Origin of the sequence: Streptomyces sp. CA-243310 (assembly GCF_050936775.1) — a bacterium.
Lineage (GTDB): Bacteria > Actinomycetota > Actinomycetes > Streptomycetales > Streptomycetaceae > Streptomyces.
Map to the genome: position 1 here is coordinate 1,074,874 of NZ_JBNJMF010000001.1, position 23,166 is coordinate 1,098,039.

General features: G+C 70.9%; 25 protein-coding genes and 1 riboswitch. Of the genes, 12 read left to right on the plus strand and 13 right to left on the minus strand.

Annotated elements, in window-relative coordinates; genetic code table 11:
• The first annotated feature begins 3 nt into the window (after positions 1 to 3).
• A complete protein-coding gene (locus ACQEVM_RS05115) occupies positions 4 to 1,200 on the plus strand; it encodes a glutathionylspermidine synthase family protein (RefSeq protein WP_433075456.1) in 1,197 nt (398 codons plus the stop codon).
• A 30-nt stretch (positions 1,201 to 1,230) separates the two neighbouring features.
• Here the strand turns inward: ACQEVM_RS05115 and rocD are convergent, their stop codons facing one another.
• Complete coding sequence (rocD, locus tag ACQEVM_RS05120) at positions 1,231 to 2,436, minus strand: ornithine--oxo-acid transaminase (RefSeq protein WP_433075459.1); 1,206 nt, start codon at positions 2,434 to 2,436, stop codon at positions 1,231 to 1,233.
• A gap of 109 nt (positions 2,437 to 2,545) precedes the next feature.
• Positions 2,546 to 2,636, plus strand: a riboswitch (ZMP/ZTP riboswitch).
• Between the two features lie 35 nt (positions 2,637 to 2,671).
• Between rocD and glyA the strand changes: the two genes are divergently transcribed.
• The 4 genes from glyA to ACQEVM_RS05140 all read left to right on the plus strand — a co-directional run bounded on the left by glyA (position 2,672) and on the right by ACQEVM_RS05140 (position 7,022).
• A complete protein-coding gene (gene glyA / locus ACQEVM_RS05125) occupies positions 2,672 to 3,940 on the plus strand; it encodes a serine hydroxymethyltransferase (protein ID WP_433075462.1) in 1,269 nt (422 codons plus the stop codon).
• 240 nt (positions 3,941 to 4,180) lie between these two features.
• Positions 4,181 to 5,194: a tryptophan--tRNA ligase gene (gene trpS, locus ACQEVM_RS05130; RefSeq protein WP_433075465.1), complete on the plus strand. Its 1,014-nt coding sequence runs from the start codon at positions 4,181 to 4,183 to the stop codon at positions 5,192 to 5,194.
• A gap of 99 nt (positions 5,195 to 5,293) precedes the next feature.
• Positions 5,294 to 5,890, plus strand: coding sequence for a 2'-5' RNA ligase family protein (locus ACQEVM_RS05135; RefSeq protein WP_433075468.1), 597 nt, complete (start codon positions 5,294 to 5,296; stop codon positions 5,888 to 5,890).
• A gap of 157 nt (positions 5,891 to 6,047) precedes the next feature.
• Entirely contained in the window at positions 6,048 to 7,022 is a 975-nt protein-coding gene (locus ACQEVM_RS05140) for a YihY/virulence factor BrkB family protein (protein ID WP_433075470.1), read from the plus strand.
• A gap of 14 nt (positions 7,023 to 7,036) precedes the next feature.
• Here the strand turns inward: ACQEVM_RS05140 and ACQEVM_RS05145 are convergent, their stop codons facing one another.
• Positions 7,037 to 8,272 carry a D-alanyl-D-alanine carboxypeptidase family protein gene (locus ACQEVM_RS05145; RefSeq protein WP_433075472.1) on the minus strand — a complete coding sequence of 412 codons (1,236 nt, stop codon included), beginning with the start codon at positions 8,270 to 8,272 and terminating at the stop codon, positions 7,037 to 7,039.
• A gap of 121 nt (positions 8,273 to 8,393) precedes the next feature.
• On the opposite strand from ACQEVM_RS05145, the gene ACQEVM_RS05150 reads away from it, so the two are divergent.
• From ACQEVM_RS05150 to ACQEVM_RS05160, 3 genes are all read left to right on the plus strand, one after another.
• Positions 8,394 to 8,639 carry an SCO4848 family membrane protein gene (locus tag ACQEVM_RS05150; RefSeq protein ID WP_351379957.1) on the plus strand — a complete coding sequence of 82 codons (246 nt, stop codon included), beginning with the start codon at positions 8,394 to 8,396 and terminating at the stop codon, positions 8,637 to 8,639.
• Complete coding sequence (locus ACQEVM_RS05155; RefSeq protein ID WP_433075476.1) at positions 8,636 to 9,958, plus strand: metallophosphoesterase; 1,323 nt, start codon at positions 8,636 to 8,638, stop codon at positions 9,956 to 9,958. Before ACQEVM_RS05150 ends, ACQEVM_RS05155 begins: the two co-directional genes overlap by 4 nt.
• Before the next feature lie 88 nt (positions 9,959 to 10,046).
• On the plus strand, positions 10,047 to 11,609 hold the full coding sequence (locus tag ACQEVM_RS05160) for an ABC transporter substrate-binding protein (RefSeq protein WP_433075479.1): 1,563 nt from the start codon (positions 10,047 to 10,049) through the stop codon (positions 11,607 to 11,609).
• Between the two features lie 48 nt (positions 11,610 to 11,657).
• Here ACQEVM_RS05160 and ACQEVM_RS05165 read toward each other — a convergent pair whose 3' ends face one another.
• The 10 genes from ACQEVM_RS05165 to ACQEVM_RS05210 form a co-directional block, all read right to left on the minus strand.
• Positions 11,658 to 12,398 (minus strand): TetR family transcriptional regulator, encoded by a 741-nt coding sequence (locus ACQEVM_RS05165; RefSeq protein ID WP_433075482.1) that lies wholly within the window; start codon positions 12,396 to 12,398, stop codon positions 11,658 to 11,660.
• Positions 12,399 to 12,409: 11 nt separating this feature from the next.
• Positions 12,410 to 12,835 (minus strand): thiol-disulfide oxidoreductase DCC family protein, encoded by a 426-nt coding sequence (locus tag ACQEVM_RS05170; protein ID WP_433075485.1) that lies wholly within the window; start codon positions 12,833 to 12,835, stop codon positions 12,410 to 12,412.
• A gap of 5 nt (positions 12,836 to 12,840) precedes the next feature.
• Positions 12,841 to 13,245, minus strand: a complete 405-nt coding sequence (locus ACQEVM_RS05175; RefSeq protein ID WP_433075489.1) for a hypothetical protein — start codon at positions 13,243 to 13,245, stop codon at positions 12,841 to 12,843.
• 103 nt (positions 13,246 to 13,348) lie between these two features.
• Positions 13,349 to 14,110, minus strand: coding sequence for an alpha/beta fold hydrolase (locus ACQEVM_RS05180; protein ID WP_433075492.1), 762 nt, complete (start codon positions 14,108 to 14,110; stop codon positions 13,349 to 13,351).
• Positions 14,111 to 14,204: 94 nt separating this feature from the next.
• Entirely contained in the window at positions 14,205 to 14,720 is a 516-nt protein-coding gene (locus ACQEVM_RS05185) for a hypothetical protein (protein ID WP_433075495.1), read from the minus strand.
• A gap of 124 nt (positions 14,721 to 14,844) precedes the next feature.
• Entirely contained in the window at positions 14,845 to 15,612 is a 768-nt protein-coding gene (locus ACQEVM_RS05190) for a succinate dehydrogenase iron-sulfur subunit (RefSeq protein WP_053682828.1), read from the minus strand.
• Positions 15,612 to 17,366 carry a succinate dehydrogenase flavoprotein subunit gene (gene sdhA, locus ACQEVM_RS05195; protein ID WP_433075499.1) on the minus strand — a complete coding sequence of 585 codons (1,755 nt, stop codon included), beginning with the start codon at positions 17,364 to 17,366 and terminating at the stop codon, positions 15,612 to 15,614. Before sdhA ends, ACQEVM_RS05190 begins: the two co-directional genes overlap by 1 nt.
• Positions 17,367 to 17,389: 23 nt before the next feature.
• A complete protein-coding gene (locus ACQEVM_RS05200) occupies positions 17,390 to 17,872 on the minus strand; it encodes a succinate dehydrogenase hydrophobic membrane anchor subunit (protein ID WP_433075502.1) in 483 nt (160 codons plus the stop codon).
• A 5-nt stretch (positions 17,873 to 17,877) separates the two neighbouring features.
• Positions 17,878 to 18,258, minus strand: coding sequence for a succinate dehydrogenase, cytochrome b556 subunit (gene sdhC, locus ACQEVM_RS05205; protein ID WP_433075505.1), 381 nt, complete (start codon positions 18,256 to 18,258; stop codon positions 17,878 to 17,880).
• Positions 18,259 to 18,410: 152 nt separating this feature from the next.
• Entirely contained in the window at positions 18,411 to 19,037 is a 627-nt protein-coding gene (locus ACQEVM_RS05210) for a 2-oxo-4-hydroxy-4-carboxy-5-ureidoimidazoline decarboxylase (protein ID WP_433075508.1), read from the minus strand.
• A 329-nt stretch (positions 19,038 to 19,366) separates the two neighbouring features.
• Here ACQEVM_RS05210 and ACQEVM_RS05215 point away from each other — a divergent pair, with 329 nt between their 5' ends.
• Together ACQEVM_RS05215 and ACQEVM_RS05220 are read left to right on the plus strand one after the other, a co-directional pair.
• Complete coding sequence (locus ACQEVM_RS05215) at positions 19,367 to 20,122, plus strand: RNA polymerase sigma factor (RefSeq protein ID WP_433079813.1); 756 nt, start codon at positions 19,367 to 19,369, stop codon at positions 20,120 to 20,122.
• Positions 20,122 to 21,141: a hypothetical protein gene (locus ACQEVM_RS05220; RefSeq protein ID WP_433075510.1), complete on the plus strand. Its 1,020-nt coding sequence runs from the start codon at positions 20,122 to 20,124 to the stop codon at positions 21,139 to 21,141. Before ACQEVM_RS05215 ends, ACQEVM_RS05220 begins: the two co-directional genes overlap by 1 nt.
• Positions 21,142 to 21,341: 200 nt before the next feature.
• Here ACQEVM_RS05220 and ACQEVM_RS05225 read toward each other — a convergent pair whose 3' ends face one another.
• Positions 21,342 to 21,962 carry a L,D-transpeptidase family protein gene (locus ACQEVM_RS05225; protein ID WP_433075513.1) on the minus strand — a complete coding sequence of 207 codons (621 nt, stop codon included), beginning with the start codon at positions 21,960 to 21,962 and terminating at the stop codon, positions 21,342 to 21,344.
• Between ACQEVM_RS05225 and ACQEVM_RS05230 the strand changes: the two genes are divergently transcribed.
• Together ACQEVM_RS05230 and leuE are read left to right on the plus strand one after the other, a co-directional pair.
• Entirely contained in the window at positions 21,961 to 22,227 is a 267-nt protein-coding gene (locus tag ACQEVM_RS05230; protein WP_433075516.1) for a hypothetical protein, read from the plus strand. The two genes, ACQEVM_RS05225 and ACQEVM_RS05230, sit on opposite strands and share 2 nt — an antisense overlap.
• A gap of 281 nt (positions 22,228 to 22,508) precedes the next feature.
• Complete coding sequence (leuE, locus tag ACQEVM_RS05235; protein ID WP_351379930.1) at positions 22,509 to 23,153, plus strand: leucine efflux protein LeuE; 645 nt, start codon at positions 22,509 to 22,511, stop codon at positions 23,151 to 23,153.
• Positions 23,154 to 23,166: the final 13 nt, after the last annotated feature.

Consider the following 23,166-nt stretch of genomic DNA (forward strand, 5'->3'; position numbering starts at 1 on the left):
CGGGTGGAGCGGCACACGATCGAGCCACGCCCGAACTGGCAGCGGACCGTCGAGGAGCAGGGACTGATCTACCCCCTGACCCGGTACCCCGACGACAGCCTGCGCCCCTACTGGGACGAGAGCGCGTACTACGCGTTCTCCCTCCCGGAGGTCGAGGCGCTGGAGAACGTCGTCGAGGAACTGCACGCCATGTGCCTCGCCGCGGCGGCCCACATCGTCGAGCACGACCGCTTCGCGGACCTCGGCATCACCGATCCGAAACTGGCCGCCCGCATCGCCGAGTCCTGGCGCCGGCGCGACGAGCAGCCCTCCCTCTACGGCCGCTTCGACCTGCGCTACGACGGCTCCGGCGGCCCGGCCAAGATGCTGGAGTACAACGCCGACACCCCCACCTCCCTGGTGGAGGCGGCGAGCCCGCAGTGGTTCTGGATGGAGGAGCGGTTCCCCGGCGCCGACCAGTGGAACTCCCTCCACGAGCGGCTCGTCGACGCGTGGCGCCGACAGGCCGAACTGCTGCCGCCCGGTCCGGTGCACTTCGCGCACTCCGAGACCGACGAGCTCGGCGAGGACCTGATGACGGTCGCCTACCTCCAGGAGACCGCGGAGCAGGCCGGCCTGGACACCGTCGCCATGTCCGTCGAGCAGATCGGCTGGGACAGCCTCTCCGGCCGGTTCGTCGACGAGAAGCTCCGCTTCATCCGCGGCATCTTCAAGCTCTACCCGTGGGAGTGGCTGGCCTCGGACGAGTTCGGGCCCCAGGTGCTGGGCACGTACGACCACGGCGGCGGCTCCGGCACGACGGCCTGGATCGAGCCGCTGTGGAAGATGCTGCTCTCCAACAAGGCGCTGCTGGCGGTCCTGTGGGAGCTGTTCCCCGAACACCCGAACCTGCTGCCCGCCTACCTCGACGGCCCGCGCGAGCTCGCGGACACCACCGGCTACGTCGCCAAGCCCCTGCTGGGCCGCGAGGGTGCCGGGGTGACCCTGCACGAGGCGGGGGAGGACGGGGAGCCGTTCACCCCGGTGGACGACGAGACGTACGTCTTCCAGGCCCTGGCCCCGCTGCCCGACTTCGACGGCAACCGGGTCGTGCTCGGCGCGTGGGTCGTCGAGGAGGAGGCCGCGGGGCTGGGCATCCGGGAATCGGCGGGGCCGGTCACGGACGAGTACGCCCGCTTCCTGCCCCACGTCATCCTCTAGCCCGTCGGCCCGTGAGGCCGGCGGGCCGCGTCAGGCCGACAGCACCGACCGCAGCCGGTCCAGGCCCCAGTCCAGGTCCTCCTTGCTGATCACCAGCGGCGGTGCGATCCGGATCGTGGATCCGTGGGTGTCCTTCACCAGCACCCCGAGCCCCATCAGCTTCTCGGAGATCTCCCGGCCGGTGCCGCGCGACGGGTCGATGTCGACGCCCGCCCACAGCCCGCGACCCCGCACCGCGGTCACCGCACCCCCGCCGACCAGCAGGTTCAGCTCGTGGTGCAGGTGGTCGCCGAGTTCGGTGGCCCGCTGCTGGTACTCGCCGGAGCGAAGCATCGCGATGACCTCCAGCGCGACCGCGCAGGCGAGCGGGTTCCCGCCGAAGGTGGACCCGTGCTCGCCCGGCCGGAACACGCCGAGCACGTCCCGGTCGGCGACCACCGCGGAGACGGGCACGACCCCGCCGCCGAGCGCCTTGCCCAGGATGTACATGTCGGGGACGACCCCCTCGTGCTCCAGGGCGAAGGTCTTGCCGGTGCGGCCCAGACCCGACTGGATCTCGTCCGCGAGGAAGAGAACGTTCCGTTCGCGGGTGAGTTCCCGTACGCCCTGGAGGTAGCCGGCGGGCGGCACGAGGACGCCCGCCTCGCCCTGGATCGGCTCCAGGAGCACGGCCACGGTGTTCTCCGTGACGGCGTGGGAGAGCGCGGTGAGATCGCCGTACGGGACGATCTCGAAGCCCGGCGTGTAGGGGCCGAAGTGGTCGCGGGCGTCGTGGTCCGTGGAGAACGACACGATGGTCGTGGTCCGGCCGTGGAAGTTGTCGGCCGCGACCACGATCTTGGCGTGGCCGTCCGGGACGCCCTTGACCTCGTACCCCCACTTGCGGGCCGTCTTCACCGCCGTCTCCACGGCCTCCGCGCCCGTGTTCATCGGCAGCACCATCTCCTTGCCGCACAGCGCGGCGAGTTCGGTGCAGAAGTCCGCGAAGCGGTCGTGGTGGAAGGCGCGGGAGGTGAGGGTGACCCGCTCCAACTGGGCGCGTGCGGCGTCGATCAGACGCCGGTTGCCGTGACCGAAGTTGAGGGCGGAGTACCCGGCGAGCATGTCGAGATACCTGCGGCCCTCCACATCGGTCATCCACGCGCCCTCCGCCGATGCGACGACGACGGGCAGGGGGTGGTAGTTGTGCGCGCTGTGCGCGTCGGCGGAGCGGATGGCATCAGCAGTATTCGACACGGGGTCTCCGATCGTCCGTCAGGCCTGTGACGAGGGTGGCGTCACTGTCCATCCTCGCTCGTACGACGGACGGAGAAACCTTTCTCGTGGCGCGCCCGCTAAGGTGGGCCCCACGCACGGCGACTGGCGCACGGAGAACGGACTCCGGGGAAGTCGTGCGCGCACGACCGCACACAAGGCCGCTCGCCTGGGCCTCGCGGGGACGAGAGACGACATCGACCCCGGAGGAGCCGCCATGACCGCGCGCCGCCACCCCGCCCTTTTCGCGACCGACCCCGAGCTGGCGTCGTTCGTGGAGGCGGAAGAGGAACTGCAGGCCGAGACCCTGCGCCTGATCCCCAGCGAGAACTACGTGTCCGCCGCCGTGCTGGAAGCCTCCGGCACCGTCCTGCAGAACAAGTACAGCGAGGGCTACCCGGGCCGCCGCTACTACGAGGGCCAGCAGAACATCGACCGCGTCGAGGCCCTGGCCGTGGAGCGGGCGAAGGGCCTGTTCGGCGTCGACCACGCGAACGTGCAGCCGTACTCCGGCTCCCCGGCCAACCTCGCCGTGTACCTCGCCTTCGCGAAGCCGGGCGACACCGTGATGGGCATGGCCCTGCCGATGGGCGGCCACCTCACCCACGGCTGGGGCGTGTCCGCGACCGGCTCCTGGTTCCGGGGCGTGCAGTACGGCGTCCGCGCCGACGACGGCCTCATCGATTACGACGCGGTGCGGGACCTGGCCCTGGCCGAACGCCCGAAGATCATGTTCTGTGGTGGCACGGCCGTGCCCCGCACGATCGACTTCGAGGCCTTCGCGTCGATCGCCAAGGAGGCGGGCTCGATCCTCGTCGCCGACGTCGCCCACATCGCGGGCCTGATCGCGGGCGGCGCGCACCCGTCGCCGGCCGGGCACGTGGACGTGATCTCCACGACCACCCACAAGACCCTGCGCGGTCCGCGCGGCGCGATGCTGATGTGCCGCGAGGAGCACGCGAAGGCCATCGACAAGGCGGTCTTCCCCGGCCTCCAGGGCGGCCCGCACAACCAGACGACGGCCGGCATCGCGGTCGCGCTGCACGAGGCGGCGCAGCCGGCGTTCGTCACGTACGCCCACGCGGTCGTCGCCAACGCCAAGGCGCTGGCGACGGCCCTGCTGGAGCGGGGCTTCGACCTGGTGTCGGGTGGCACGGACAACCACCTGATCCTGATGGACCTGACCTCGCGCGGGGTACCGGGCAAGATCGCGGCCAAGGCGTTGGACCGGGCGGGCATCGTCGTGAACCACAACACGGTCCCGTTCGACCCGCGCAAGCCGTTCGACCCGTCGGGCATCCGGATCGGTACGCCGTCGCTGACCTCGCGGGGCCTGACGGTGGACCACATGCCGGTGGTGGCGGACTGGATCTCCCGCGCGGTCGACGCCGCGGCCGCGTCCGACGAGGCGGCCCTGGCCGTGATCCGCGCCGAGGTCACCGACCTCATGTCGGCCCACCCGGCCCCGGGCCTGCCCCTGTCCTGACCGGGGTCGCCCCGGCGCCGCCCCGGCCCCCGAGGGCCGGGGCGGCGCCGACGGTTCCGGTTCCGGCCGGTCGGAAAGCGGTCGCTCGCTCCGGGCGGGATCCGGCCGGCCGGCTACGCGCGAGTACGGCCGGACACCGCCCCCCGAGAGCGGGGCCCGGATGTGATCCCGCGCTCATCCGGCACCCGATCCGGCCGGCGCGAGGCCCGAGACGGCCATCGCACCTGAGAGAATGGGGCCATGGCTTCTGATCGTCCTCGCGCGCTCTCCGGTATCCAGCCCACCTCCGGTTCGTTCCACCTCGGGAACTACCTCGGGGCCATTCGTCAGTACGTCGCCCTCCAGGAAACGCACGACGCCTTCTACATGGTCGTCGACCTGCACGCGATCACCATGCCGCAGGATCCCAGGGAGCTGCGTGCGAACACCCGGCTCTCCGCCGCCCAACTGCTCGCGGCCGGTCTGGACCCCGAGCGCTGCACGCTCTTCATCCAGAGCCACGTGCCCGAGCACGCGCAGCTCGGCTGGGTCATGAACTGCATCACCGGCTTCGGCGAGGCGAGCCGGATGACCCAGTTCAAGGACAAGTCCGCCAAGCAGGGAGCGAACAACGCCACCGTCGGCCTGTTCACGTACCCGATCCTCCAGGTCGCGGACATCCTGCTCTACCAGGCCAACGCCGTCCCCGTGGGCGAGGACCAGCGCCAGCACATCGAGCTGACCCGCGACCTGGCCGAGCGCTTCAACACGCGCTTCGGCCGGACCTTCACGCTGCCCGCCGCGCACATCGTCAAGGAGGTCGCGAAGATCTACGACCTCCAGGACCCGGCGATCAAGATGTCGAAGTCCGCCTCCTCGCCCAAGGGCCTGGTCAACCTCCTCGACGAGCCCAAGGTCACCGAGAAGAAGATCAAGAGCGCGGTCACCGACACCGAGGCGGAGATCCGCTTCGACACGGAGAAGAAGCCCGGCGTCAGCAACCTGCTCACGATCTACTCCACCCTCACGGGCGACACGATCCCCGAGCTGGAGACCCGCTACGAGGGCAAGGGGTACGGCGCGCTGAAGACCGACCTGGCCGGCGTGATGGTCGATTTCGTCACACCCTTCAAGAAGCGCACCCAGGAGTACCTGGACGACCCCGAGACCCTGGACGCCGTACTGGCCAAGGGCGCGGAGAAGGCTCGCGCGGTCGCCGCCGAGACCCTGGCGCAGGCGTACGACCGCCTCGGGTTCCTGCCCGCCAAGCACTGACCGACAGAGGACCCTGGCGGTTCGGGGGGTGCTGCCATCACACTGAGCGGCAGCACCCGATCACGGGACAGACGGACGAGACAGACGGAGGAGACAGACGTGGGGACCGTAACGCTCGGCGTTTCGATCGCGGTCCCGGAGCCGTACGGCAGCAGCCTTCAAGAGCTGCGGGTCGGCTTCGGGGACGCCGCCGCGCTCGGCATCCCCACGCACGTCACCCTGGTGCCGCCCACCGAGGTGGAAGCGGAGCGGCTGCCGGCGATCCGGGCCCACCTGGCCGAGGTCGCGGCGACGTTCCGCGCCTTCGCGATGCGGCTGGCGGGCACCGGCACCTTCCGCCCCCTCTCGCCGGTGGTCTTCGTCCGGCTCGTCGAGGGCGGCGCCGGCTGCACCCGCCTCCAGGCCCTGCTCCGGGACCCGGAGGGGCCGATCGACCGCGAGCTGGCCTTCCCGTACCACCCGCACGTCACGGTCGCCCACGGGATCTCCGAAGAGGCGATGGACCTGGCGTTCACCACCCTCTCCGGGTACGCCGCCGACTGGCTGTGCGAGGGCTTCGCACTCTACGAACAGGGCTCCGACGGGGTCTGGCGCAAGCTGCGTGAATACCCTTTCGGCACGGGCCCGACCGGCGTGCCGGCACAACTGGGCTCACCCACCGATGAGGCGGCCGGCAGGACCGCGCGCCGCTCGTAGCGGAGTGGCCGCAAGGCCTGGAACGTACGGAATCTGAGCCTTCGCAGGACCAGGGCGTGGAACGGACGAGCCGTCGGGCGAAAAGTCACAATCGACGACCGTAGCCTTCGAAACCGACAATCCCGGCTATTTCCGGCAGCTCATTTACGGTGACCCCATGGACTGGCTGACGAAACTCCCGGTGATCGGACCCCTGGCGGCCGCGATGATGCGCACGCACGCGTGGCGGTCGTACCAGCGGCTCGACCGCGTGCACTGGACCCGACTCGCCGCCGCGATCACCTTCATCAGCTTCCTCGCCCTCTTCCCCCTGATCACCGTCGCCGCCGCCGTCGGCGCGGCGCTGCTGAGCCAGGAGCAGCTCGACCGGCTGCAGAAGAGCCTCGCCGAGCAGGTGCCCGGCATCTCCGACCAGCTCGACCTCAACGCGCTGGTGGCCAACGCGGGCACCATCGGGCTCGTCGCGGGCGCCCTGCTGCTCTTCACCGGCATCGGCTGGGTGGGCGCCATGCGGGACTGCCTGCGCGCCGTGTGGGACAAGGACGACGAGGACCTCGGCAACCCGGTCGCCCGCAAGGGCAAGGACGGGCTGGTGCTCCTCGGCCTCGGCGGCGCGGCCCTCTGCTCGGCGGCGGCCTCGATCCTCGGCTCCAGCGCCGTCGGCGAGTTCGGCGGCCGGCTCGGCATCCCGCGCGAGGGCGCGGGCGGCGCGCTCCTGAGGTCCGGGGCCTTCGCGGTCGGCGTGGTGGCAGCCTTCCTGCTCCTGCTGTACCTGTTGACGCTGCTGCCCGGGGTGCAGCCGCCGCGCGGCCGACTGATCCAGGCCGCCCTCATCGGCGCCGCCGGGTTCGAACTGCTGAAGCTGCTGCTGAGCGGCTACATGCGGGAGGTCGCCGCGAAGAGCATGTACGGGGCCTTCGGCGTGCCGATCGCCCTGCTGCTCTGGATCAACTTCACGGCGAAGCTGCTGCTGTTCTGCGCGGCCTGGACGGCGACCCGCGACGACGCGGACGGCGACGGCGCACCGGATCAGCAGCCCTCGCAGGACCCGCAGGAGGCGCCGGGGCGGACCCCGGACGAGGGCGGCGGCGCGGGCGCGGACCCCTCCGCGGGGCCCGCGCGCACGGCCTGATCCGAAGACGCTCCTCAGACGAGGTCCTCGTCGCCCCGGCGACCGCGCCGCGGCCACCGCCGGTTGACCGCGAACGCCCCGCCCGCCAGTACGGCCAGCGCGCCGCCCACGATGCCGAGCGCGGTGCCGACGCCGCTGCTGCCGGAGTCGTCGCCGCCCGCCGCCTCGCTCTCGTGCGACCGGGCGGGGGCGCCGTGCGACTTGGTGTCGGCGCTCTTGGGCGGCACCAGCTCACCGACCGGCTTCACCTTCCCGGCGGCCGAGAAACCCCAGTCGAAGAGCGCGGCGGTCTCCTCGTACACCGAGTTGGCCCCGTCCGAACCCGGGTTCATCACCGTGACCAGCAGCTTCTTGTTGCCCTGCTGGGCCGCGCCGGTGAAGGTGGCGCCCGCCTCGCTGGTGTTGCCGTTCTTGACCCCGGCGATGCCCTTGTAGGGGGAGAGCCCGTACGCACCCGTCATCAGCCGGTTGGTGTTCTGGATCTCGAAGTAGTCGCGGGGCTTGCCCGCCTCCTGGAGGCCCGGGAACTTCGCGCTCGCCGTGCCGCAGTACTCCCGGAAGTCGGCCTTCTGCAGCCCGGAGCGGGCGATCAGGGTGAGGTCGTACGCGCTGGAGACCTGCCCCGGCGCGTCGTACCCGTCCGGGGAGACCACGTGCGTGTCGAGGGCCTGGAGCTCCTCCGCGTGCGCCTGCATGTCCTTGACGGACTTCTCGATGCCGCCGTTCATGGCCGAAAGTACATGCACGGCGTCGTTCCCCGAACGGAGGAACACGCCGAGCCACAGGTCGTGGACGGTGTACTCGTGGTCCTCCTTCACCCCGACCAGGCTGCTTCCCGCGCCGACCCCGTCCATGTCCTGATCGGTGACCTTGTGCACCCGGTCCTTGGGCAGGCTCGGCAGCACGGTGTCCGCGAACAGCATCTTCATGGTCGAGGCCGGGGGAAGCCGCCAGTGCGCGTTGTGCGCCGCCAGTACCGCGCCCGTCTCCGCGTCCGCGACGATCCACGACCGCCCCGTGAGGTTGGTGGGCAGCGCGGGCGCGCCCGGCAGCAGGTTCACCTGGGTGCCCGGTTGGCCGAGCGTCGTGCCGCCGACGGTGGACATCGACGCCGGCGGGCCGCCGTCCATCGGCGGGCGGCCCTTCCCGTCGGCGGGCGGGGCCGGTGCGGCGTGCGCGGGGGCGGTGAACATCGTGGGGACCAGCAGCGCGGCGGACAGGACCGTCAGCGCGGTCTTCTTGGCATACACGCAGGTGAAAGTACATCCCGATGGGCTGTCCACCGTCGCTGACCGGCCAACCCGCCGGAACCACCGCCGGTCTAGCCCACCCTGGCGCGTCCGCCCCGGGGGCGAATCCGATACTGGGGACATGAAACTCAGCCGCACCGCCTCCTGGTTCCTGCTCGCCTTCGGAGTGTGGAGCTGGATCATCTGGGTGTCCTTCGTCCGGAACCTGTGGAAGAACGGCAGCGGTCTGGCCTTCGACACCGCCGGTGACCCTACGGCCTACTTCTGGGTCCACTGTGGACTGGCGGTGGCGTCCTTTCTCCTGGGGACGGCCGTTGGTGTGATCGGGTTGCGTTCCCTGCGCGCGCTGCGGCGTGAATCACGATGACCGTAATCGTGGTCGCGCTCGTCGCGCTCGCCGTACTGGGCCTGTTGGCCCTGGTCCACCGCTGGCTGTGGGTCCGCCTGGTCCGGGACACCACCCGGTCGGGTGGTCCGGCGCGCCGGATCGGGACCGCCCTGGCCTTCGTCCTGCCGCTCACGGCCGTCGCGGCCCTGGTCGCCGGGCGCGCCGGGGCGCCGTTCCCGCTCCAGCAGGCGGTGGCGTGGCCGGGGTTCATGTGGCTGGCCGTGCTGCTGTACCTGACCCTGGCGATGCTCGTCGGGGAAGCGGTCCGGGCCGTCTGGCTCCGCCGGGTCACGCCGCGGGCCGCGCGGGTCCCCGTCCCGGTCTCCGCCCCGGCTTCCCCGCCCGTGGATCCGACGGTGGATCCGACCGTGGAGCCCGACCCGGCCGCCCCGGCGGACCGGGCCCCGGCCGCCGACCCCGACCCGGCCGCCGACCCCGCGCCCGCCCGCGAACCCGCCTTCGACGCCGCCGTCCTCACCCGGCGCCGGTTCGTCGCGCGGACCGTCGGCGGGGCGGCGGCAGCGGCGGCTCTCGCGACGGTCGGGTACGGGACGTACGGGGTGCTGCGCGGCCCGCGCGTGAAGCGGGTGCGCGTGCCGCTCGCCAAGCTGCCCCGCGCCGCCCACGGCTTCCGGATCGCCGTCGTCAGCGACGTCCACCTCGGGCCGATCCTCGGCAGCGCCCACACCCGGCGCGTCGTCGACGCCGTCAACGGCACCCAGCCCGACCTGATCGCCGTCGTCGGCGACCTGGTCGACGGGAGCGTGCCCGACCTGGGGCGGGCCGCCGAACCGCTGCGCGACCTCCGGGCCCGGCACGGATCGTTCTTCGTCACCGGCAACCACGAGTACTTCTCGGGCGCCGAGCAGTGGGTCGACCACGTCCGGGAACTGGGGATGCAGCCCCTGGAGAACGCGCGCCGCGCCCTGCCGTACTTCGACCTCGCCGGGGTCAACGACGTCGCGGGCGAGAGCGAGGGCCACGGCCCCGACTTCCGGGCGGCCCTCGGTGACCGTGACCGGTCCCGGACCGCCGTCCTCCTCGCGCACCAGCCGATCGTCATCCACGACGCCGTCCGGCACGGGGTCGACCTCCAGCTGTCCGGGCACACCCACGGCGGCCAGCTCTGGCCCGGCAACTACCTCGCCGAGCTTGCCAATCCGACCGTCGCAGGCCTGGAACGGTACGGCGACACACAGCTGTACGTGTCCCGCGGCGCGGGCGCCTGGGGGCCGCCTGTTCGAGTGGGTGCACCGTCCGACATCACCGTGGTCGAACTCGCCTCATATCAGGCCTGACCAGGCATAACAGGTCTTCCCGTGGTTGATCTTCCATGATTGGGTGACCGATAGTCGGATACTGAGTTCGAATATCGGGGTGCAGGGGATGCGGTCAGTCCGCTCGAAGGTGATCGCGGCCACGCTGGTCCTCGCGGCGGGCGGCGGTGTCGCCGCCTGGCAGCTGCTCCCCGCCGAGGGCAACGGGCGGGGCACCGCCATCCGGGTCGGGACGAGCGACGTCGTCTCCGACCTGGACCCCGCCGGTGCCTACGACGCCGGTTCCTGGGCCCTGTTCGGCAACGTCTACCAGTCGCTGCTGACCGTCAAGCCCGGCTCGGAGGCCCCCGTCCCGGACGCGGCCTCCGCCTGCGGGTTCATCGGCGGCAAGCTGACCACGTACCAGTGCGAGTTGCGTCCGGACGCGAAGTTCTCGGGCGGTCGCGCGATCACGGCGGAGGACGTCAAGCACTCCTTCGACCGGATCAAGAAGATCAACTCCGAGCAGGGTCCGGCGCCGCTCTTCAACACCCTGGAGTCGGTCAAGGCCGAGGGGCGGACGGTCACCTTCAACCTCTCCGGTCGCGACGCCACGTTCCCGTTCAAGATCGCCACGGGTGCCGCGTCGATCGTCGACCGGGAGAAGTATCCGGCCGGGGCGCTGCGCCACGACGGCAAGGTGGACGGCTCGGGCCCGTACGTGCTCGGTGCGTACACGGCCGGCGAGAGCGCCGAACTGAAGCCGAACCCGGCCTACACGGGCCAGGCGAAACCGGCCCGCGCGCCCGTCACGGTGAAGTACTTCGCGGACTCCGCCGGTCTCGACCGGGCGTGGCGCGACCACCGGATCGAGGTCGCCCACCGGGACATGCCGCCCGAGGTGCTCGCGGCCCTCGACCCGGGCCTGGAGGACACCCGGTACCAGGCCTCCGGGGGCACCGAGACCCGCAACCTCGTCTTCAACGTCCGCCGCGGGTCCACCACGGCGAAGCCGGCCGTCCGGCAGGCCGTGGCCGCGGTCCTCGACCGCTCGCAGTTGGCGAGCGAGGTCCACCACGGCACGGTGACCCCGCTGTACTCCCTGGTCCCGGCCGGTGTCGCCGCGCACAGCACGCCGTTCTTCGACACCTGGCCGGCTCCGAACACGGCGACGGCCAGGAAGATCCTCAAGGCGGCGGGCGTCGCGACCCCCGTCCCGATCAGCCTGGGAGCCAACGAGCGCGGCGCGAACCTCGCGGAGGCCGAGGCGATCGCCAAGCAGCTCACGGCCACCGGTCTCTTCCGGGTGGACGTCAAGGGGGTCGCCAAGTGGGAGGACTTCCAGAAGCAGTACGCGGCCGGGGGCTTCGACGCGTACACCGTCGGTTGGATCGCCGACTTCCCCGACGCGGACAACTTCCTCGCCCCCCTCGTCGGCGCCGGGTCCACGATGAACAACGGCTTCTCCGACAAGGCCGTGGACGCGCTGATCGCCCGTACGCAGGCGCACTCCGACCGGGGGGAGGCGGCGGAGGACTTCCGCGCACTCCAGCGGATCGTCGCGCAGCAGGTCCCGATGCTGCCGATCTGGCAGAAGAAGGACTACGTGATGTCCCGCGAGGCCGTCACCGGCGCGCAGTACCTCTCCGACGGCACCGGCGTCTGGCGCCTGTGGGACCTCGACTGGCTGTAGCGCCGCGGCCCGGGTCCGATGCCCGGACGCCCGGACGCCGTCGGACCCCTACCCCTTCCCGGGGCCGGGAGCGGGGTCGGGGTCCGAGGCGCGCTTGCGGGACACCGCCGTCTGGGCCATGCCGGGCAGGAAGTCCGCGAACAGCTCGTGCACCTCGCGCACCAGCGGTCGCAGCACCCGGAACCGCGCCAGGATGATGCCGCGCGTCGTCAACTGCGCGCCGCGCTCGGCGAGCCGGCGGGTCTTCTCGCTGTCCGGCGAGCGGTCGAAGACCCAGTACAGGACCAGTCCCATCTGCGAGAGCCACATCAGCTCCGGCAGCACGTCGGCCAGTTCGTCCGGCACCTTCGTCTTCGCGCCCGCCAGCACCTCGCGGTGCATGTCGATCGCGGCCTTGCGCGCCGGTTCCGACTCGGGCGAGAAGGGGCTGAGGGGGCTCTCCGGGTCGGCCGCGTTCTTGAAGAACTGCGAAGCGAACTCGTGGTACGGCGCGGCGATGTCCAGCCAGCTCGTCAGTACGCCCGCGAGCCGCTTCTGCAAGTCGCTCTCGTTGTCCAGGATGGGCCGGACCGCCGCCTGGTGTGCGGCGCCGATCCGGTCGTAGAACCCCTGGACCAGGTGTTCCTTCGAGGCGAAGTAGTAGTACGCGTTGCCGACCGAGACCCCTGCCTCCTTGGCGATGACCCGCATGGTCGTCTTGTCGAAGCCGCGCTCCTGGAAGAGCCGGAGCGCGGTTTCGAGGATGAGCGTGCGGGTCTGCTCGCTCTTGGGAGCCTTCTGATCAGTCACGGTGTCCGACCTTATCGGGGTACGGCGCATCGTTCGTCACAGGCCACATCCCCGGACTCCGCTTCGCCGTTGGTACGGACCGCGGACCGCCAGGCGGACGCGGTGTGCATCGCCGCCCGGGCGAAGGGCCGGCCGGCCGGGGTGGCCAGCCAGTTCGCCTTGGGCCGGTGCTCCGCCAGGGCCCACAGGCACACGATGAAGGCGTCGGTGTCGGTCCACACCTGGCCCCGGTCTCCGATCACCGTGATCCGGCGGAGCGTCTCCTCGTGGTCGAGGCCGGGGAAGAGGCGCCGGGCCTCGTACGACCCGGCCGGGACCAGCCACAGGGGCGTGAGCCACCGCTGCCCCAGCAGCCAGTGCCGGATGTGGACGCAGAGCGGGCAGCCGGCGTCGTACAGCACCGTCAGGTGCCTGGTCGGCACGGTCGTGTCGGTCATCGGGATCAGGCCCGGGCGGGTGCGGTCCAGCCCTGGGGGGCGACGGGCGGGGTCTGCTGACGCTCCATGATGCCCCGGCGGCGCATCTTGTTGAGGACCCACACGTTGCCCAGGTGCATCACGCCGAGGACGAGCAGGACCACGCCGAGCTTCACCGACAGGGCCTCGAAGAGGCCGCGGGCCTCGGTGATGGTCTCGGCCGAGCGGAGGTAGAGCGTCACGAAACCGATGTTCACGAGGTAGAAGCCGACCACCAGGAGATGGTTCACGGCGTCCGCGAGCTTCTCGTTGCCCTGGAGGACGTCGGCGATGAAGATCCGGCCGTTGCGGGTGAGCGTGCGGGCGACCCAGATGGTGAGCCCGATGCTGATGACCAGGTAGATGACGTACGCGACCACGGTGAGGTCCATTGCCCTCAGCCCCCTTGAACGTGTTCAACTGCTGACGTCCACGACTGTAGACCCATTTTTGAACAGGTTCAAGCCTTCGGTCGGGCCTGCCCCCGGCCGTGCGTCAGGACCGGAGAGCCGCCCACCCCAGCAGCAGCGCCGCCGTCTCCTCGGGCCGCTCCAGCGACGGCAGATGACCCGCCCAGGGCAGCTCCACGTGCTCGGCGTTCGGGACCAGGGACGGCAGTTCGGCGGGGAAGTCGCGGAAGTCGGGGATGTCGTGGGCGCCGCCCACGGCGAGCACGGGGGTCGCGATGCCGGCGAGATCGACGGGCGGCTCGGGGAGTTCGAGTTCCCCGTCGGCGGACAGCCCGGCACGGAAGATGGCGAGCTGCATGTCCCGCACCAGGGCGTGTGCCGCCCCGTCGGCGTCCGGGCCGAGCCACTGGCGGGCGTTCAGCTCGGCCGCGCCCGCCAGGTCCCCGGCCTCCAACAGGGCCGCCTCGGCGGCGTTGAAGGCCGTCAGGGCCGGTCCTCGCCGGTGCGCCGGCCGGGCCGGGCAGAGCAGGGCCAGGGCGCGGACCCGCTCCGGCGCGTGCGCGGCGAGGCGCAGGGCGACCCGTCCGCCGTACGAGGAGCCGACGAAGGCGGCCCGCCGGATGCCGAGCGCGTCCAACAGGGCGAGCACGTCGCCGTCGTCGCTGTACGGGGCCGTCGCGGCGGGGGACCCGCCACAGGTGCGGAAGTCGGGCCGGACCACCCGGAACCCGGCCTCGACCAGGGCCGTCCACTGGCCGTCCCACATGCGTCGGTCACAGACGGAGGAGTGCAACAACACCAGGGCCGGCCCGTCCTGGGGCCCGGCCACGTCATGAGAAAGGATCATGCGCTGATCCTCGCGTCCGGCCCTCGACGCCACCACCGGATAACGGGGCGCCGGGCGACCGGACCGCCCGGGGCGAGAGGCCCCGGGCGGCCTGTCACATGCTGAGCGAGCGCGCGTAGTTGAGCTGGCCCATGACCCACTGGAAGGTGTACGCGTCCGCCGCCGGGATCATCGTGGAGTGGTGGCGGCCACCGCTGGTGACGGTGACCTGGACGTAGCCCGTGGTCACCTTCTCCTTCATCAGCAGGAACAGCAGGCCGACCAGGCAGAACAGCGCGAAGACGATCGCCAGCACGATCGCGTGCGTCGGGATCTTCTCCTCGGTGCGGGACATGTCCATGGCGTTCCACACCGCGCCCCTGAGCGGCATCGTGCCCGCCGGGGTGATGATCTGGTCGCCGGAGACGGTGATGTCGCCGAGGGAGAGGGTCCCGCCGCCCTGACCGTGGCCGGGGACGTCCATGGGCATCCCGCCCCCGAGGGTGGGCTGGTAGGCCGGGTAGGGCTGCGGGTAGCCGTAACCGGGGTTCCCCGGGCCCCACCTGTAGTCGTCCTGCGGGCCGCCGGCGCCCGGGTCGCCGGAATACGGGTTCGGCTGCTGCTCGCTCATGCGCACGATCCTTCCACAGCGCGTCGGCGGCCCGCGCCCCTCGGCCGCGAAACGATCCGGGAAACGCCGCGGGCCCGCACCCCCCGGAAGGGAGGGTGCGGGCCCGCGGCGGCCGGGCGTCGGATCAGAAGCGGCGCGTGATCAGGGCACGCTTGACTTCCTGGATCGCCTTCGTGACCTCGATGCCACGCGGGCACGCGTCGGTGCAGTTGAACGTCGTGCGGCAACGCCACACGCCGTCCTTGTCGTTCAGGATCTCCAGCCGCTGCTCACCGGCCTCGTCGCGCGAGTCGAAGATGAAGCGGTGCGCGTTGACGATCGCCGCCGGGCCGAAGTACTGGCCGTCGTTCCAGAACACCGGGCACGAGGACGTGCACGCGGCGCACAGGATGCACTTGGTGGTGTCGTCGAAGCGCTCGCGGTCCTCGGCGGACTGCAGGCGCTCGCGCGTCGGCTCGTTGCCCTTGGTGACCAGGAACGGCATGACGTCCCGGTACGCCTGGAAGAAGGGCTCCATGTCGACGATGAGGTCCTTCATCACGGTGAGGCCCTTGATGGCCTCGACCGTGATGGGCTTCTCCGGGTTGATGTCCTTGATCAGCGTCTTGCAGGCGAGCCTGTTCTTGCCGTTGATCCGCATCGCGTCGGAGCCGCAGATGCCGTGCGCGCACGAGCGACGGAAGGTCAGCGTGCCGTCGAGGTCCCACTTGATCTTGTGGAGACCGTCGAGCACGCGCTCCTTCGGGTCGATCTCGATCTGGAAGTCCTGCCACTGAGACTCGTCCGAGATCTCGGGGTTGAAGCGGCGGATCCGGAAGGTGACCGTGATGAACGGCGAGGCGGCGGCCGCCGCCTCCATCTCGTCCGTCTTGGACAGGGTGGGGGTGGCCATCAGTACTTACGCTCCATCGGCTGGTAGCGGGTGACGACGACGGGCTTGTAGTCGAGACGGACCGAGTCCGTGCCGTTGTCGTCGACCTCGCGGTACGCCATGGTGTGGCGCATGAAGTTGACGTCGTCGCGGTTCGGGTAGTCCTCGCGGTAGTGACCGCCGCGGGACTCCTTGCGCGCGAGCGCGGACACGGCCATGACCTCGGCCAGGTCGAGCAGGTTGCCCAGCTCGATGGCCTCCAGCAGGTCCGTGTTGAAGCGCTTGCCCTTGTCCTGCACGGACACGTTCCTGTAGCGCTCGCGCAGCTCGGCGATCTTGTCGACCGCGGTCTTGATGGTCTGCTCCGTGCGGAACACCATCACGCAGGCGTCCATCGTCTCCTGGAGCTCCAGACGCAGGTCGGCGACCCGCTCGTGGCCCGTGGAGTTGCGCAGCTGCTCGACCATCTCGACGACCTGCCGCGCCGGGTTCTCCGGCAGCTCGACGTAGTCGTGCGCGTGGGCGTACTCGGCCGCCGCGATGCCCGAGCGCTTGCCGAAGACGTTGATGTCCAGCAGCGAGTTGGTGCCCAGGCGGTTCGCGCCGTGCACGGAGACGCAGGCGACCTCGCCGGCCGCGTACAGGCCCGGCACGACGGTGGTGTTGTCGCGCAGGACCTCACCCTCGACGTTGGTCGGGATGCCGCCCATGGCGTAGTGCGCGGTGGGCTGGATCGGGATCGGGTCCGTGTACGGCTCGATGCCCAGGTAGGTGCGCGCGAACTCCGTGATGTCCGGGAGCTTCGCGTCGAGCTGCTCCGGCGGGAGGTGCGTCAGGTCCAGGTACACGTGGTCCCCGGCGGGACCGCAGCCGCGGCCCTCGCGGATCTCCGTGTAGATGGAGCGCGAGACGACGTCACGGGACGCGAGGTCCTTCATGACCGGCGCGTACTTCTCCATGAAGCGCTCGCCGTCCTTGTTGCGGAGGATGCCGCCCTCACCGCGGGCGCCCTCCGTCAGCAGGATGCCCATGCGCCAGATGCCCGTCGGGTGGAACTGGAAGAACTCCATGTCCTCCAGCGGAAGGCCCCGGCGGTAGCAGGCCGCCTGGCCGTCACCCGTGAGGGTGTGCGCGTTGGAGGTCACCTTGAAGAACTTGCCGGTGCCGCCGGAGGCGTAGATGACGGACTTCGCCTGGAACACGTGGATCTCGCCGGTGGCGAGCTCGTACGCGACCACGCCGGCCGACTTCGTGACGCCGTCCTCCTCGACCAGGAGCTGGTCCAGGACGTAGAACTCGTTGAAGAACTCCACGCCCTCCTTGACGCAGTTCTGGTAGAGCGTCTGGAGGATCATGTGGCCGGTGCGGTCCGCGGCGTAGCAGGACCGGCGGACCGGCGCCTCGCCGTGGTTGCGCGAGTGGCCGCCGAAGCGGCGCTGGTCGATGGTGCCGTCCGGGGTGCGGTTGAACGGCAGGCCCATCTTCTCCAGGTCGAGGACCGCGTCGATGGCCTCCTTCGCCAGGATCTCGGCGGCGTCCTGGTCGACCAGGTAGTCACCACCCTTGACCGTGTCGAAGGTGTGCCACTCCCAGTTGTCGTCCTCCACGTTGGCCAGCGCGGCGGCCATGCCGCCCTGCGCGGCACCCGTGTGGGAGCGGGTGGGGTAGAGCTTCGTCAGCACGGCCGTGCGGCTGCGCTTCGTCGACTCGATGGCGGCGCGCATGCCGGCACCACCTGCGCCGACGATGACGGTGTCGTACTTGTGGATCTTCATTGGTTTCGCCTCAGCCCCGTTGCCTAGCGGATGTTCGGGTCGAAGGTGAAGATCACCAGCGTGCCCAGAAGGATGGTGAACACCGTGGCGGTGTAGAGCAGGCCCTTCAGCCACAGCCGCGTGTTGGCACGCTCCGCGTAGTCGTTGATGACCGTGCGCAGGCCGTTGGAGCCGTGCAGCATGGCCAGCCACAGCATCAGCAGGTCCCAGACCTGCCAGAACGGAGACGCCCAGCGGCCCGCCACGAAGGCGAAGCCGATCTTGGAGACGCCGCCGTCCAGCACCAGCTGGATGAGCAGGTGGCCGATGACGAGCACGACCAGGACGATGCCCGAGAGGCGCATGAAGAGCCACGCGACCATCTCGAAGTTGCCGCGGGTCGAGCGCGGCGTCTTGCCGGTGCGCTTGCGCGGGGCCTCGATGTACGGCGCCGGGTTGTCGGTGTCGTAGAGGGACACGCCCTCCACGTCGCCGATGACCTTGGGCGAAGAAGTGTCAGAAGACATGCGCGTCACTTCCCGAACAGTTCGGCTGCGGCGTGACCCAGGACGGGGTACAGGGCCCCGAACATCAGGATGATCCAGACGATCATGACGGACCAGAGCATCTGCTTCTGGTAGCGCGGGCCCTTGGCCCAGAAGTCCACGGCGATCACGCGGAGACCGTTGAGCGCGTGGAACAGGATTGCGGCGACGAGGCCGTACTCCAGCAGCGCGACGATCGGAGTCTTGTAGGTAGCCACGACATCGTCGTACGCCTCGGGGGAGACGCGGACGAGAGCGGTGTCGAGGACGTGTACGAACAGGAAGAAGAAGATGAGGACGCCGGTGACTCGATGAGCCACCCAGGACCACATTCCTTCCCGGCCGCGGTACAACGTTCCAGCCGGCACGGAAAACCCTCCGGAAGCGGGGCGGGGGCCAGCCGGCTTCTTTGTCGGTCGGGCCCGGCCGGGTACGGTCCTCCGGCCCCGGACATCGTAGCGACGCTTTGTCGGTTCCCTTGCGCCGGGTCCATCGGTGTGATCAAACAGGCACGGACGGACTATCCCACAGGGGCGAATAGCCCGAAATCGGCCGCGGACAGCCCATGTGGCGAGGTCAGTCGGTCCAAGAGGGCGGGCAGTCGGTCCAACAGACCGGCGAGTCGGGCCTGGGAGAGGCGGCGCAGCTCGTCCGCGGAGATCGAGCGTTCCTCGTCCACCTCGTGAGCCATCCTGCGGCGGATCGCCGCCAGCAGCTGGTCCGCCTGCTCCTCCGGGGGGTGTCCGTCCAGGCAGATCACGAAGGCGTGCCCGAAGGTTCGTTCGTACTCCGCCCGGGCCGCGTCGAGGGCGAGCCGGGCGGCGTACGAGGCCCCGTGTCCGAGTTCCGCCGAGGCCTCCCCGGCCAGGGCCTCCGTCAGATCGGCCTGGGAGAGGTCGTACGAGGCCTCGTCGGCCGCCGCCAACAGCGACGCGATGTCCGGATACGGTCGGTGCGCGGTCATCCGGTGCGCCCAGCGTCGGCTGCCGCAGCAGAACGACAGGGCCGCGTGGGCCGCTTCGGGCGAGAGGGCGTTGAACCGCGTCAGCCCGGATCCGAGGGAAGGGTCGGAGCCGCCACGAAGCTGTGCCGGAAGGTGGCTGGACAGCGGGGGGCTCCTCGGGGCGCGGCGTGGGTGTGTCGCCACGCTAGCGACGCAGGGCGGGGCATGTCGTACCCATTCGGGGATTTCACCCGTAAGTGAGCCGAAAGGATGACGTCTGGCGTGTATGACCAGCCCGAAGAGGGGAAGGCGACCGAGGCCGCCACCCCCCACAGGAGAGGCCCCGGTCGCCGTCCGACACGGACTCGTGCGACAAGCCCGTATCCCTGTCAGCGCCTCGGATGCGTTTTGTGTCACACCCCGCTCCGCACAGGCTTGGTCGCCGGCTGTAGAACTCGTGGACGAGAGGTACTTGAAAGCCGTAACGTGCGGATTTGCGCCACACGTACAGGACAGTGAACGGGTTGGGGACTTTGCTGGGGGACGACGCGGAGCTGACCGCCGCGGTGCTCGCGGCACAGGACGGCGACGAGAACGCGTTCCGTGCTGTGTACCGCGCCGCGCACCCACGCCTGCTCGGATACGTACGCACGCTCGTCGGTGACGGCGACGCGGAAGACGTCACCTCCGAGGCCTGGCTGCAGATCGCCCGCGACCTTGCCTCCTTCACCGGCGACGCCGACCGCTTCCGCGGTTGGGCCGCCCGCATCGCCCGCAACCGGGCCCTCGACCACATCCGCATGCGCGGACGGCGTCCCGCCATCGGCGGCGACGAGAGCGAACTGACCGGACACGCCGCGGACTGCGACACGGCGGGCGCGGCCATGGAGTCGCTCTCCACCGGCCTCACCATGGCGCTCATAGCCCAGCTCCCGCAGGACCAGGCCGAGGCCGTCGTCCTGCGCGTGGTCGTGGGCCTGGACGCCAAGAGCGCCGCCGAGACCCTCGGCAAGCGCCCGGGCGCGGTGCGCACCGCCGCGCACCGGGGCCTGAAGAAGCTCGCCGAACTGCTGGGCGCCGAGGCCGGCGTCGACCCCGACGCCCTCGTGCTGTCCGATCCGGACGCGGGGACCGCCCTCCACTTCGGTCATAATGCCGATGGCCAGGCCAGGGGCGGTGGAGGCGTACGAGATCTCGACGCGGTCCCGGCGCAGCGCGGCCGCGGCGGGGGCCTCGTAGAACAAACCGGTGTGACGCATTCACGTTGGCGGACGCAGAAGGACATGTGATGGCCGACGAGCGCGACAGGTGGCTGGACAGAGCCGCGGCGGACCGACTGCTGCGCGGAGAACCAGCGCTGGGTCCCGACGCCGACCCGCGCGACCGGGCCGCCGCGGCCCGACTGCGCACGGCGCTCGACGCGCTGACCCCACCGCTCGCCCCCGGGCGGGAACTGCCCGGCGAGGCCGCCGCACTGGCCGCGTTCCGCGCGGCCCACGGCGCGGACCGGCCCGGGACGAGCCCGACGGAGCGCGCCGACGCCGACCCGACGGCCGAACGCGACGTCCTGGTGGACCTGGCCCCCGCACCGCCCGTGCGCGTCCGCGTACCCGCGCCGCGACGACGCGCCGCGCCCGTGCGACTGGGGTTGGCGGCAGCCCTGGCGAGCGTCGCCGTCGGCGGGCTGGCGGCCACCGTGGGCACCGGGCTGCTGGACCGACCCACGCACGAGGCCGCGGGTCCGTTGCCGAGCGTCTCGGTCGGCGCGGACTCGGACCCCACGGCGTCCGCCGACCTCGTGGGCCCGTCGCCCACCGCCCCGCAGCCGCGTCCCACCACCCCGATGAGGGACGCCGGCGGGGCCACCGCCGGCACCCCGGGGGTTTCGCCGACCCCGGACGCCGGGTCCCGCATGACCCCCGAGACCGTGGGGGGACCGACCGCGGGCCCCATCGCCACGGGCTCCGACCCCGTCGGCACGGACGACACCGCGGCGGAGCGGCCCGACGAGAAGGGCTTCGGCACCTCCACCCCGAGCGGCGGCGGCAAGGAGCGTGAGCGCGAGGGCAGGGTGCGGGCGGCCCGCGACCTGTGCGAGGAGTACCGAATGGGGCACATCGTCGGCGAGCGGCGCGACAACCTGATCCGCCTCGCCAAGAACCGGGCCAACATCGCGCGCTTCTGCGAGGCCCTTCTCGACGGCACCGAAGCCACCAGGAACGGTCCCGGAAGCAACGACGGTGGCACCGTCCCGCAGTCGCCCACCCTGAATCCGAGTGGCGCGCTCGGCTTCCGCACGAAGAGCTGAACCGTCGCTGTAACACTTTTCGAATCGCCGGCGCAGTACATATCGAGCCGACTGGTCATCGGCCGCGCATGAGCCGGGGTTCCCCCCGTACCTCTGGGCTCTGCGCAACCGGCGCGGGCGGGGCACGTTCCCCCGGCCCTGCCCGCGCCCTTTGCTTCCGGACCCCGGGACGTGCTCCCGGACCCCGCCGCGCTCGCGGATCACCAGTAGACGACGACCTTGTCGCCCACTGTCACCTGGTCGAACAGCGCCGCCAGCTTCCCCTTGTCCCGGACGTTCACGCATCCGTGGGAGGCGCCGGAGTACCCGCGGGCCGCGAAGTCAGACGAGTAGTGCACCGCCTGGCCCTGGCTGAAGAACATCGAGTAGGGCATCGGCGTGTGGTAGATCGTCGACGTCCAGTCCTTGGCCTTCCACTCGACCTTGAACTCGCCCTCGCGGGTCGGGGTGTTCTCCGACCCGAAGCGCACGTCGAACGACGAGACGATCTTGCCGTCGATCATCCAGGCGAGGGTCCGGCTCTCCTTGCTGATGCACATCACCCGGCCCTGCATGCACCGCGGGTCCGGGGTGTCGACCTCGATGGTGGTCGGCGGACGCAGTTCCGCCTCGGTCGGCTTCCGGCTGCCCCCCTGGACGCTCTTCCAGGTCGCGGCGTCCACCGAACCGGTCGCGGGCAGGCCGTGACCCGACTGGAAGGTCTTCACCGCGGCGGTCGTCTTCGAACCGTAGAAGCCGGTGGGCGCCACCGACATCAGCTTGAGCTGCTTGAGTCGTGCCTGGAGTTCCCGGATCTGCTCGCTCTCGTCCCCGTTCGCCATGATCGGCTTGACGGCGGGCGACTGCGAGGCGGAGGCCGACGGGGAATCCGACGCCGAGGACGAGGACGACGGCGACGCCGACGGCGAGGCGCCGCCGGGCTTGTCGTCCGAGCCGGAGGGCGAGGCGGAAGGGGACGGCGCCGCCGTGGACGCCGACGGAGCCGAGGAGGCGGAACCCTTGGATTCCGACTTCTGCGGCCCACAGGCGGTCGCGGCGAGCGCGACGGCGGTGGCCAACCCGAGCGTGCGGATCATGAGTCTCTGACGTGGCATGGTGTTCCCCCGATTTCAGCGTTGTGTAACTAGGTGATGTCTCACGGCCGAGGAGAGTTGCGGACGCCGGCGGGATGTTGCGCCATTGTGACCGGCGACCGTCACGGCGCGGACAACCCGGGCATCGGCCGGGGAAGGTTGTATCAGTCCCGGACCGGTCGGTTCCACGAAGGACCGCGGCGCGTGGCGCGTACCGGACGGACGGGGAGGCCCTCCGGCGGGCGGCGGTGAAATGACTGTCGGACGTTCCGACCGGCGTGGGACACTCGCGGAATGCTGGGTGTCACCGATCTGCCGACGTATCTCGCGGGCCTTGTCCTGATCGTCCTCCTCCCCGGACCGAACTCGCTGTACGTGCTGTCCGTCGCGGCGCGCAAGGGAGTGCGGGAGGGGTACAAGGCCGCCTGCGGCGTGTTCACCGGGGACACCGTCCTCATGGTGCTCACCGCCGCCGGCGCGGGCGCGCTGCTCCAGGCCAGCCCGGTGGTGTTCACGGTGGTGAAACTGCTCGGGGCCGGCTACCTGGCGTGGCTCGCCGTGGGCATGATGCGGGCCGCGTGGGGGATGTGGCGCGACCGGGCGCTGCGCCAGGAGGAGGCGCTGGCCGAACCCGCCGTGCCGGACGAGCGGCCCTACCGGCGGGCGCTGGTGGTCAGCCTGTTCAACCCCAAGGCCATCCTGTTCCTGCTGTCCTTCTTCGTGCAGTTCGTGGACCCGGGGTACGCCTACCCCGCCCTGTCCTTCCTGCTCCTCGGCACGTTGTCCCAGCTCGCCAGCTTCCTGTACCTGTCCACCCTGATCTTCACCGGCACCCGACTGTCGGCTGCCTTCCGCCGCCGCAAGCGGCTGTCCGCCGGCGCGACGTCCGCCGCGGGCGTGCTCTTCCTCGGCTTCGCCGCCAAACTCGCCACGGGCTGACCGGCCGGGCGGG